Here is a 9,407-nt window from a genome sequence, read left to right on the forward strand (position 1 = left end):
TACGTATGAAAAAGTTATTTTTATGTTCACTGGCTTTTATGGCTTTGGCTGCATGTAACCAGCCGGCTACGAAAGTACAGGATGCAAACCCGGTATCAAAAGAAGTAACAGAATCAATCTCGTTGAGTTTCAATAATGATGATTTCTACACTGCCGATGGCCGGTTTAATGAAGAAGCAGCCAAAGACGCTGTTATCACTCTGATGAAATATTACAATTACCCCGTTACCGATAAGACGCGTGGATCGATTTGGGTAAGCGATTACGGGACAGGCCGTTATACAGAGCTAGGATTAGCATGTATCGGTTATGCGAATGAATTGGATGACGGTTATATGTTGCAAGATCTTTTTCTCCTGCCGGGACAGATGCTTCCCGAGCATTGGCATGAAAAGGTGAATAAGTATCCGGCGAAACTGGAAGGCTGGTTGGTTCGTAATGGTAAAAGCTATATCGTCGGAATTGGAGAGGATAATTTATCGAAATATCCGGATATTAAAATACCTTCATGCCATGAGAACGGGTCGGTGACAGTCAAAAATGTGACTCCAGCCGGTGTCGGTGAGTTCGTCCCCTTGAAAGAGGTCTTGACGCATCACTGGCAATACGCCGGAAAGGAGGGAGCCATTATCACGGAAGTGGCCAATGGTCATGTCAACGAGGCTGTCCGCCATCTGGATAAAAAGATCAATGATCATTTTCTTGGTATATAATGTAACAAAGGCACACAGGTCGGACAGATGAACACTGAATTGTCTGATCTGAGTGCCATAGTGCGAATTTTGAATGTATATCGCCTTTTTATGTGATTGTTGATAAGTAAACCTTGCACAGGTAACCGATGATAGCCGTGGCAATCAGGGTATATCCTGCCAGCCTGTCGTCGATGTCTCCGTCTGGAGGGATTTCGATGACGTCGGTACTGTCTTTTGCTTCTCTGGCTTTACCATCGACAAGATTGCTCCCACCGCTGCCAGAGCCACTTCCGTCTCCTTCAGGAGTAGGGCGGTTAGGGCGATGAGGGTGAGGAACGGTGTGATTCGGGTGGCAGTGCCTCCCGTTGCGTTTTCCGGGAAAGATAACCTTCACGACGGAAAGGAGGAAATCGAAAATGATTTTGAGTGTTGACATACGTTTTAGGGGATTTGAGGGGTGTTGAATAAGTTCCTGACAGTCGGTTTTCCGGTTGCCGGGTTGTTGAATTTCTGGTCGAATTGTTTAGTCCTGTACAGGTCGATCAACCGTTGGAGACTGGTGGAGATGCTACACAGCATTTTGCGGTAGGCCGCCCGGTTGTCGCCGTTTACTTCGCTGATATAACGGCTGTAAGCGATCTCGGAAGCATACGATGCCGGTTTATGGCTCACGTTGGCAGCTGTGGGATAGGCGGTACGGATCAGGCGGGCGAAGTCGAAAATGCTTTCACGTGTCGAGCGGTATTTGCGGAAACAAAGTCCGCCCTCTTTCAGTTCCACCTTGCCACCGTGCCAATATTCGTTTTTCTTGCCATAGCCGGTGATGCCGAACAGGTTGTTGTGTTCTTTGGCAAGCACGCTCTCGCCCCAGCCCGATTCGATGGCGGCTTGTGCCAGGATAATGACCGGGTTAATGCGGTATTTGTTACCGGCTACATCGGCGTCGGCAAGATAGAGGCTGATAAAATTTTGTTTTGTCATGATCTTTTGGGGATGTAATTAAGTTTATTATTCCTTGATTATTAACTTGTAAATGCATATCTTTATACATTGTTAAACAAGTAAGACGAAGAGTTATGACTGACGAAAAAGAGAAATTCGAACGTGTGTGGGGGTATCAGGAGCTAGCCCTGTTGTACTTCCCCGGCAGCAAGCCCGAATGTGCTTCCGTGCAGCTGCGCCGCTGGATCAAATTGAGTAGTGAATTGACTTCCCGGTTGAGAGACTGCGGATGGAAACCTGGAAGGAAGGTGTTGACCCCCAAGCAAGTGGCTTGCATAGTCGATCACCTGGGGGTCCCTTGACTACTCGATCTCCGGTCTGTCGCTTCCGCTTCCGCTTTCGCCGGACGTTGTGCCGGAGGCATAACGTTCCGTCTTGAAGTTTTCGGAAAGCTGTACCAGCAGTTTGCCGGGGCGGAACAGGATGCGGCGGCGTTTGATCAGGTTAGCGGAAAATTCTTTTTCCGTTGCTGCCCCTTGGCTGCCCAGTGAGGCTTGGAAATAGCCCAGGTCGCCAACCTGTACGGTCTGCCCTTCCGGCAATTTCTGTTTCAGTACATGGATTACCCCGTCAAGCACCAGTTTCACATCGCCCGGAGTAGCCGCCGAACGGTCGGCGATGATTTCACACAACTGGTTGGTGTCGCACATGCCCGTCGAGCTGCTTACTGCATAAAATAGTTTGCTACCTTCTGCCGCATCTTTACTCATGTCCTTTTTCAGGACCAAACGATACTTTACTGCCATAATTAGATAAGTTTTAATGGTGAATAACTTTGTTGTTTGTTGTATGATTACGATACAAAGCTACGACACGGCAAGGATGGGCCGTTTGCGATTGTCGGCGGAGGTTTGCGAAGGTATGTGGTTGTTTGGATTCTGTCCGTCAAAACCATCTTTCATCCACAGCCACTGTCCGTTTTGCTTCGCAGGTGACTTGCGAGAGGCGGTTGAGTTGTTTATGGAGGTTGTGTAAGAGGGTAGGGCGGTGTTCCGTCGAATGCGATTGTACCTGCCGACACAATTGGCGGGCTTCACTGATGATTTTTTCTTCGTAATACTCTGTGACGAGTGTCCGGAGCATGACTCGGGTACAACCCGTGTACCTTCTTCCGTCATCTCTTCCGGCACGCCCGGCAGGTCGGGCAGGGGTGGGAATAAGTCCGGCAGTAACGATTCCAGATAACTGGCAAACACTTCCAACTCTTCCGGAACTTCCTCTTGTAAGGCCAGGCAATGCAGTAAATCAGTGTAATCGCTATCGGCAAACCGCATGTCGTCCGCTTCGAGCATCTGTTCGAGCAAAGATGCCATCGCCGGATGCAGGAGGCAATAGCCCAACAAGCGGCGTGCCGCTAAGCTGCTTGTTGCCGTTAGATGGTGCAGATAGGTGCGGAATCTTGCTTTCCCCAAGCGTCGGAACAACTCGTCGGGATCTTCGCCACCGGGGATGGAGGTACAGTGTATGCTGAATAGTCGTTTCCGTTCGGAGGCGATCTTTTCAGCGGCATTCTGTCCGGGGCGGTCACCGTCGAGCAGGAGATGAAGACGGGTGGTATGGCGCGAAAGGATGTCGGCCTGCCCGTCGGCCAGCGCCGTGCCGCACAGCCCTACCGTGTTGCAGAATCCGGCGGCGTGCATGGCAAGCACATCCTTATAACCTTCCACCACAAATGCGAAACCTTCCCGACGGATTGCCTCCGTCGCCCGGTGGATTCCGTACAAGGTCCGGCTTTTGTCGAACAGTCCGTTGTTGGCCGAATTGATGTATTTGGGAGACTGGGTGTGTGCCGTGTCAAGGGGGACGTTGTCGATTCGGCGTGCGCCGAACCCTGTCAGTATCCCTTTCTCGTCGTAAATTGGGAAGATGAGGCGGTTTCGCATCGCTTTGAAGGCATCAGGCACGAAAGCCGGTGCCAGCCCGACCTCGAAGCCGAGCCAGGTGGGGGACAGTTCCGAGTGGCCGGAGGCGTAGGGCAAAAGCAAGTTTTTGAATTGGTGATTTTGAGAAAGGGACGATTTAGTGTCGGGAGTATCCTTTCTCTTTTTGTCGGGGGATAAGGGAGGGGGTAGAGGGTGTGTTACAGTTTTACTGCTCATAATGCTTACTGCTTTGGTAAAACTGCACTTTTCCAATCCCATCACCAGCTTGATCACATCACCGCCTGCCCCACAAGCATGGCATTTGAAGAACTGCTTGCCTACGTGGAGCATGAGCGAGGGATGATGGTCGTCGTGGAAGGGGCATAGTATTTTATAATTGCTACCTGCCCGGTATAGGGTCGTATAACGTGCCGCCACCTGCTCTATCGGGTTGGCGGCTTTCAATTGTTCGGTGTTCATATCAGTATATTTTTATATGATTGTTAAAAAAAATTTTTTTATTTGGTACTTCAATAAATATACCATATCTTTATACCAAGAAAAATTTAGCGAAATCAAAAACGTAAATTTTTTCATAGTTAAGGTTTATGAAGAGGTCAGTTCGAGAGAATAGACCTCTTTTTTGTATCTAGGCGTTCCTCTTGTAAGGCAGAATCTGTGTCAAACTGTTGTTGTAGCGGAAGCGTACTTCGCCCGTTGCTCCGTTGCGATTTTTGGCGACGAAGAGTTGCCCCACGCCTCGCATATCTTCCTTCGTCTGTTTATCGTAATATTCTCGGTATTGCTCCGGCCGGTATACGAACGCGATGCTGTCGGCTATCTGCTCGATCTCGCCTGAGTTGCGTAGGTCGCTCATTACCGGGACATGGTCGGTGCGCGATTCACAGTTACGGTTCAGTTGCGCCAGCACGATGCCCGCCACGTTTGCCTCCATGATCAGGTTCTTCAGTTTGCGGCATACGTCCCCCAGTGCCAGATCCATTGTGTCGCGTACCTCGCCTCGTCCGGCCGGGTTCACCTGTATCAAGTTGAGGTAATCCACGATGATCAGGTCGAGCGGTGCGCGTCGGTGCAACGCCATCGTCTTCGCCCGGATCTCTTTGAAAGTGCAGCCGCTGCAATAGTTCATGAACAGCGGCAGTCGTTCCAGTTCTTCGGCTGCCCGTTCCAGTTTTTCCCGGTCGGTAGCCTCCAGTTGTTTGAAACGGAGCTTGTCCGGTTCCACTCCACTCAGCATGCAGAGCAGGCGGCTCACCAACTGGCGTTCCGTCATCTCGAGGCTGAAGAAGCATACCCGTTTCCCTTTGCGTGCCACCGCTAGTGCCGTATGCAGTGCCAATGCCGTTTTCCCATCGAGGGACGGCCTGCCAGCACCAACAGTTCGCCTCGAAAGAGCCCACCCAGATGGCGATCAAATTCATCGATGCCTGTCGTCAGTTGCTGCATTTCGCCCTTGGCCCGTTGGGCTTGCTCGTCGTAAATCAGGTCAAGGATGCGGCGGCTCACTTCGCCGGCAGCGTGCGTGGTGCTGCTGACGGCAAAGAAATCTTCCAGCTTCTGTACCCCCTTGTGCACTTTGCCGAGCAGCGACACTACGTCGACTGTCGGTTCATGTGCTTGGATCGCATGTTCTTTCATGTCGGCACACAGGCGACGTAGTACCCAGCAGCGCACCACGGCAGCGGCATAGGTACGGATGTGCGAGGCATTGCGCACCGTCAGCAGATGGTCGGCAATGAATCCCAGCCCGCCGAGTTTTTCAGTCTGTTCGGGTTCGAGCAGGCGCATTTCGTTTTCGATGCTCAGCATGTCGATGTCTGCCTCGCGGTCATAGAGGGCTGTCATGGCGCGATAAACTAGGCGGTAATCGGGGTGGGTGAACATGTCGGGTAGCAGTCGTTCGGCCACGTCGGCGATGGCATTGCCTTGCACGAGGATGGCCAGGACGACGGCGCGTTCCATTTCTACTGTTGCGGGGTAAGCATCAAGGGGAGAGGGTAGTTGCTGTTTGTTGATTGTTTCTTTTGTCATGATCGTTGTTTGTATTTAAGTGAAACGTTGGTAAATCGGTCTGAAATTCTCTTTGCGATGTTCCGGCAGGTGCTGCCGAGCAGGTGTTGCCGGTGGTGGATTGCTGCCGGCGGTGGGTACCTTCATCCAGTCATCGTAGCCGGTAATGGTGATGATGGTGAAATATCGCATCCGTCGGACAGAGATCACACCATCTGCCTCCATGTTGTCCAACAGCGTTTTAAGCCGTGAGCGTGAGATTTGTGTTTTCTCTTCGATAGTGCGGTAGGTTGTGATCCATTCGCCCCGTTTGCCGTAGATTGTGTACGAGTTGACGGTATTTTCTTCGTCGTGTCGATTGGCATGGTACAAGAGGCAGGTATATAATTCTCCGTACATTCGGGAGTATGGCGTGTCGGCATACTTTTTGCTCAGGATGGCGTTAGGAACTTTGAGAAATCCCCATCGAAACAGGTTTTGTTTTGGATTGTCAATGTTTTGCATAAGTCTGTTATTTTAAAATTACTGTTAACAAATATTAGTAGACACGCTTTAAGACAGTTTCTGGACGGCCTTTTCTCTTTCTATATATCTGCTTTTCAGCTTCTTATAAGAATAAAAAAGTCCCGGTGAGACAGGTTTAAGACACTTTTTGAGACGCCTTTTCATTATTATATAAGAATATATATAAGAGAGTAAGATGTTTTTCTAATTTTTCAGTAAAGATACGAGTCGTTGGTAGAAGAACGTCTTCCTTGTTTTTGCTGGTCTTAATAGCTTTTTTACAGCAGGTTATGTGATATGGATGATATAGGGTTGTGCAAAAATGGAGTTTAAAACGGACAAACCACTCTCCCGGGGTGAGTATTTTTATTTGGCAGAATCTTTTTTTTTCATGTCGGTTATCAGTTGTTTGATGGCATTGTGCACGAACTCATAATCCGGATGGACTTCCTTCAGTCGATTTGCCATGCCGTCTGTGCTGTATTCCGAACAAAGGATACAGCTCAGTATCCTGGCCAATTGTTTGATGGTCATGTTGCCTAATATCCCGTACCGCCGCAGTGCGCTCATTAGTTCGATCAGAAACTGTGTCTTCGCCGGATTGTCGATGCGCAAATGGTCGGGTAACACTTCGCTGCATCCGCAAGCCCCTGCCAGTTCGAGTGCATAGAGGGCGAAGAAGTGGTGTTTGAATGCCTTTTCGCGTTTCGTCAACGATTTATTCTCGAGCAAGAACTCGGCTGTTTCGTGCAACAATTCGTTGCGGTCGTTGTGTGCTTCTAAAAATATTAAGTAAGATTTGAATGTTTGTATGTTTCTTCGTTTGATTCTCTTTTTTTTCTTCATTCTATTTTGTATTGTCGGGAGAGTAGTTGGTTCTGTTTATTTGTGATTCTTGTCTCGGCGGAATGGCATGCTTGTGCCGTTACCTTAGGTTGCTTGTTTCATCGCGGTGGCATACCTGTGCCGGACGGATGGGGAAGGAACCATGCCGGAGGGTTAAAAAGATGTTTTGGTAAATATAGGGGATTTTTAGGAAAAAAAGAAATCGGGAGAAAGATGTCAAGATTGTTTTCATATCTCATGTAGGTGTGTCTTAAACAATGTTAATTAAAATAACCTAAGTAAGGGGTTTGTATGAATAAGTCCTCTTTATAAATGAATTAAAAAATCAATATATCATGAATGCGAAATTGAAAGTTGTTATGTCCTTAGTGACATTAGTTGGTGTAGCTATATTAAATGGTTATCAGTTTTCTCAACAGTCAGGAATAGTTAACTCTTCTTCTTTGATGAAGAAAAATTTGGAAGCTCTTGCAAGTGGTGAACTTGGAAAGGGTTTTTACAAAAACTTTAAGTCGGCTACAGTCTGGTATAATTCAGATGTATCTGGTGGATTGGCTGTTTCTGAAAAGCCATCAGTGTTTGTGTCAGGTAATTGGAAATCAATGATCTGTTGTGTAAATGGAACGGATATGGATGCCTGTAATTTCCTGTTAGAGAATTCTGAATGTGCAAGGAGAGTGGTGAGAAATTCATATGATGAATAAAATGGGTTGTAATGGGAAAATCAACAATATTATTATTTGTCCTATTTTTATTTACTGCTTGTAGTGGCACGAAAGATGTAAAGGAAGATGCTGGCACAATTATCTTAGAGGCAGGTTTTGAGGGAGGAGGTGAAAACACTCCTCTTGTCCTGTCGGAAGTGTTTGATTCAGTTACTTATTTCCCCATCCGTTCGGATGATGTGTTAATCGGCATGATAGGGGATATCAGATATCATAATCATCGCTATTATATATTGGATAGCCAACAAAACATGCTTTATGTAATGGATGAAACCGGCCATATACTTAATAGTATCTCTCAAAAGGGTCCCGGACCAACCGAATATATAACGCTTCAAGGATTTGATGTCAATCCATCAAATGAAGAAATAAGCCTTTACGATAATTCATCGAAACGTATACAGGTCTATTCCAAGGAGGGTACTTATTTAAGGAGTATCCAGGTTGATGATATCATACGAGATTTTGCGGTATTGGATAATGGCGAATATCTGTTTTATACACCCGATTTTATGAAGGGTAATCGCCGGGGGGTGTGGCGGGCCGATAAGGAAGGAAGATTCAAGGAACAGTTGGTAACCATAGACGATAAATTTCTTTATGGAGGCTTTATCCGAAGTATTTTCGCCGGATTGATGATGCCACGGTCGGTTTGATGGGCACGGAGGATTTTGACCGTATTTATCATATCACGGCAAATTCCATGTCGGTGAAATATAAGATAAAGACGGATCGGGTCATACCTGAAGATCTCCGGTCTGAACCTGTGTTGGATTTTGATAAACATAAAGGGCTTGTTTATACGAAAAATGATTATGTGGAGACAGAATCCTTGATGTCGTTGACGGTAACAGACATGAAGAAAAATATGTTGGTATTTTATGATAAGAATACAGGAAAACATTGGCTGGTAACAGAAGAAAGCGAAATTGTCGATGATATTGATATGTATGTGAAGTCTCAGTTTTGCGGGAATAATTCTTTTATTGGTGTCCTTTATCCGGGTTTTATCCTCTCTTTTACAGCGCTCCAAAAACAGTTTCCGGATATAACGTCGGATTCAAATCCGGTTCTTGTTATAAGCCATGTTAAATGATGGGAATAAAAAATGTAACAATGGGTAAATGGGTATTTTTATCATCTTTGATTATGTTTTCAATTTTGTCTTGTGGCAATAAAAAAGCATTGAATAAGGATTTAGAATTGATGCAATCAAGTCCTGTGCAATTGCCTTTGGGTAATATGGAGTGTTTGATGAATGGTAAGGATACTGTTTTGGAAAATTTTGATGACAGTAAAATGAAGTTGATTATTTATACCGATTCAACAGTTTGTTCTCCTTGTGCATTGAATGAGTTGTATTTATGGAATAGGATAATAAGTACGACGAATATATATGGTGCGAAAATGAAATATTATTTTATTTTCGCACCTAAACGAGAAGAATTGGATATGGTTGAGTTTATGCTTAAAACAAATACTTTCTATTATCCGGTATTTATAGATAAAGCGAATGTATTTTCAGTGAATAATTCTCATTTGCCGTCAAATACAATGTTGCATACTTTTTTGTTAAATGAAAGAAATGAAGTTATTATGGTTGGTAGTCCATTACAAAACGCAGATATATATGATTTATAGATAAAGCGAATGTATTTTCAGTGAATAATTCTCATTTGCCGTCAAATACAATGTTGCATACTTTTTTGTTAAATGAAAGAAATGAAGTTATTATGGTTGGT

Annotated in this window: 13 protein-coding genes and 1 pseudogene; 6 read left to right on the forward strand and 8 right to left on the reverse strand. The window is 46.0% G+C overall.

The window, feature by feature from the left end; genetic code table 11:
- Positions 1 to 5 precede the first annotated feature (5 nt).
- On the forward strand, positions 6 to 713 hold the full coding sequence (locus DXA15_RS12865; protein ID WP_010802711.1) for a hypothetical protein: 708 nt from the start codon (positions 6 to 8) through the stop codon (positions 711 to 713).
- 88 nt (positions 714 to 801) lie between these two features.
- On the opposite strand, the gene DXA15_RS12870 is transcribed toward DXA15_RS12865, so the two are convergent.
- Together DXA15_RS12870 and DXA15_RS12875 are read right to left on the reverse strand one after the other, a co-directional pair.
- Positions 802 to 1,131, reverse strand: coding sequence for a hypothetical protein (locus DXA15_RS12870; RefSeq protein WP_128134290.1), 330 nt, complete (start codon positions 1,129 to 1,131; stop codon positions 802 to 804).
- A 5-nt stretch (positions 1,132 to 1,136) separates the two neighbouring features.
- Positions 1,137 to 1,676: a glucosaminidase domain-containing protein gene (locus DXA15_RS12875; RefSeq protein ID WP_128134291.1), complete on the reverse strand. Its 540-nt coding sequence runs from the start codon at positions 1,674 to 1,676 to the stop codon at positions 1,137 to 1,139.
- A 95-nt stretch (positions 1,677 to 1,771) separates the two neighbouring features.
- Between DXA15_RS12875 and DXA15_RS12880 the strand changes: the two genes are divergently transcribed.
- The gene (locus DXA15_RS12880) at positions 1,772 to 1,999 is read left to right on the forward strand and encodes a DUF4248 domain-containing protein (protein ID WP_010802715.1); all 228 of its coding nucleotides are present in this window, start codon (positions 1,772 to 1,774) and stop codon (positions 1,997 to 1,999) included.
- On the opposite strand, the gene DXA15_RS12885 is transcribed toward DXA15_RS12880, so the two are convergent.
- The 6 genes and pseudogenes from DXA15_RS12885 to DXA15_RS12905 form a co-directional block, all read right to left on the reverse strand.
- Positions 2,000 to 2,443: an HU family DNA-binding protein gene (locus DXA15_RS12885; RefSeq protein ID WP_128134292.1), complete on the reverse strand. Its 444-nt coding sequence runs from the start codon at positions 2,441 to 2,443 to the stop codon at positions 2,000 to 2,002.
- Between the two features lie 60 nt (positions 2,444 to 2,503).
- Positions 2,504 to 4,039: a CHC2 zinc finger domain-containing protein gene (locus tag DXA15_RS12890; RefSeq protein ID WP_128134293.1), complete on the reverse strand. Its 1,536-nt coding sequence runs from the start codon at positions 4,037 to 4,039 to the stop codon at positions 2,504 to 2,506.
- A gap of 169 nt (positions 4,040 to 4,208) precedes the next feature.
- A pseudogene (locus tag DXA15_RS26465) lies at positions 4,209 to 4,922 on the reverse strand (replicative DNA helicase); the annotation flags it as partial.
- A complete protein-coding gene (locus tag DXA15_RS26470; protein ID WP_369683066.1) occupies positions 4,898 to 5,611 on the reverse strand; it encodes a DnaB-like helicase N-terminal domain-containing protein in 714 nt (237 codons plus the stop codon). The pseudogene DXA15_RS26465 and the gene DXA15_RS26470, both read right to left, overlap by 25 nt.
- A gap of 15 nt (positions 5,612 to 5,626) precedes the next feature.
- A complete protein-coding gene (locus tag DXA15_RS12900; RefSeq protein WP_128134294.1) occupies positions 5,627 to 6,094 on the reverse strand; it encodes a hypothetical protein in 468 nt (155 codons plus the stop codon).
- 366 nt (positions 6,095 to 6,460) lie between these two features.
- Complete coding sequence (locus DXA15_RS12905) at positions 6,461 to 6,940, reverse strand: hypothetical protein (RefSeq protein ID WP_128134295.1); 480 nt, start codon at positions 6,938 to 6,940, stop codon at positions 6,461 to 6,463.
- 335 nt (positions 6,941 to 7,275) lie between these two features.
- Between DXA15_RS12905 and DXA15_RS12910 the strand changes: the two genes are divergently transcribed.
- The 4 genes from DXA15_RS12910 to DXA15_RS12925 are packed head-to-tail and all read left to right on the forward strand — an operon-like array spanning position 7,276 to position 9,306.
- Positions 7,276 to 7,644, forward strand: a complete 369-nt coding sequence (locus tag DXA15_RS12910) for an NVEALA domain-containing protein (protein WP_128134296.1) — start codon at positions 7,276 to 7,278, stop codon at positions 7,642 to 7,644.
- Between the two features lie 11 nt (positions 7,645 to 7,655).
- Positions 7,656 to 8,321, forward strand: a complete 666-nt coding sequence (locus tag DXA15_RS12915; RefSeq protein ID WP_128134297.1) for a 6-bladed beta-propeller — start codon at positions 7,656 to 7,658, stop codon at positions 8,319 to 8,321.
- Positions 8,318 to 8,761: a hypothetical protein gene (locus tag DXA15_RS12920; RefSeq protein ID WP_128134298.1), complete on the forward strand. Its 444-nt coding sequence runs from the start codon at positions 8,318 to 8,320 to the stop codon at positions 8,759 to 8,761. Before DXA15_RS12915 ends, DXA15_RS12920 begins: the two co-directional genes overlap by 4 nt.
- Positions 8,758 to 9,306, forward strand: coding sequence for a hypothetical protein (locus DXA15_RS12925; RefSeq protein ID WP_128134299.1), 549 nt, complete (start codon positions 8,758 to 8,760; stop codon positions 9,304 to 9,306). The genes DXA15_RS12920 and DXA15_RS12925 overlap by 4 nt, the downstream gene beginning before the upstream one ends.
- The last annotated feature ends 101 nt before the right edge of the window (positions 9,307 to 9,407 follow it).

It is taken from the genome of Parabacteroides sp. AM58-2XD, assembly GCF_003463685.1.
Classification (GTDB): domain Bacteria; phylum Bacteroidota; class Bacteroidia; order Bacteroidales; family Tannerellaceae; genus Parabacteroides; species Parabacteroides segnis.

Excerpts from the sequence above, each read along its gene's own strand:
- DXA15_RS12880 (WP_010802715.1), top strand. The coding sequence starts at position 1,772 with ATGACTGACGAAAAAGAGAAATTCGAACGTGTGTGGGGGTATCAGGAG.
- DXA15_RS12885 (WP_128134292.1), bottom strand. The coding sequence starts at position 2,443 with ATGGCAGTAAAGTATCGTTTGGTCCTGAAAAAGGACATGAGTAAAGAT.
- DXA15_RS12875 (WP_128134291.1), bottom strand. The coding sequence starts at position 1,676 with ATGACAAAACAAAATTTTATCAGCCTCTATCTTGCCGACGCCGATGTA.
- DXA15_RS12925 (WP_128134299.1), top strand. The coding sequence starts at position 8,758 with ATGATGGGAATAAAAAATGTAACAATGGGTAAATGGGTATTTTTATCA.
- DXA15_RS26470 (WP_369683066.1), bottom strand. The coding sequence starts at position 5,611 with ATGACAAAAGAAACAATCAACAAACAGCAACTACCCTCTCCCCTTGAT.
- DXA15_RS12910 (WP_128134296.1), top strand. The coding sequence starts at position 7,276 with ATGAATGCGAAATTGAAAGTTGTTATGTCCTTAGTGACATTAGTTGGT.
- DXA15_RS12915 (WP_128134297.1), top strand. The coding sequence starts at position 7,656 with ATGGGAAAATCAACAATATTATTATTTGTCCTATTTTTATTTACTGCT.
- DXA15_RS12900 (WP_128134294.1), bottom strand. The coding sequence starts at position 6,094 with ATGCAAAACATTGACAATCCAAAACAAAACCTGTTTCGATGGGGATTT.
- DXA15_RS12905 (WP_128134295.1), bottom strand. The coding sequence starts at position 6,940 with ATGAAGAAAAAAAAGAGAATCAAACGAAGAAACATACAAACATTCAAA.
- DXA15_RS12890 (WP_128134293.1), bottom strand. The coding sequence starts at position 4,039 with ATGAACACCGAACAATTGAAAGCCGCCAACCCGATAGAGCAGGTGGCG.
- DXA15_RS12870 (WP_128134290.1), bottom strand. The coding sequence starts at position 1,131 with ATGTCAACACTCAAAATCATTTTCGATTTCCTCCTTTCCGTCGTGAAG.
- DXA15_RS12865 (WP_010802711.1), top strand. The coding sequence starts at position 6 with ATGAAAAAGTTATTTTTATGTTCACTGGCTTTTATGGCTTTGGCTGCA.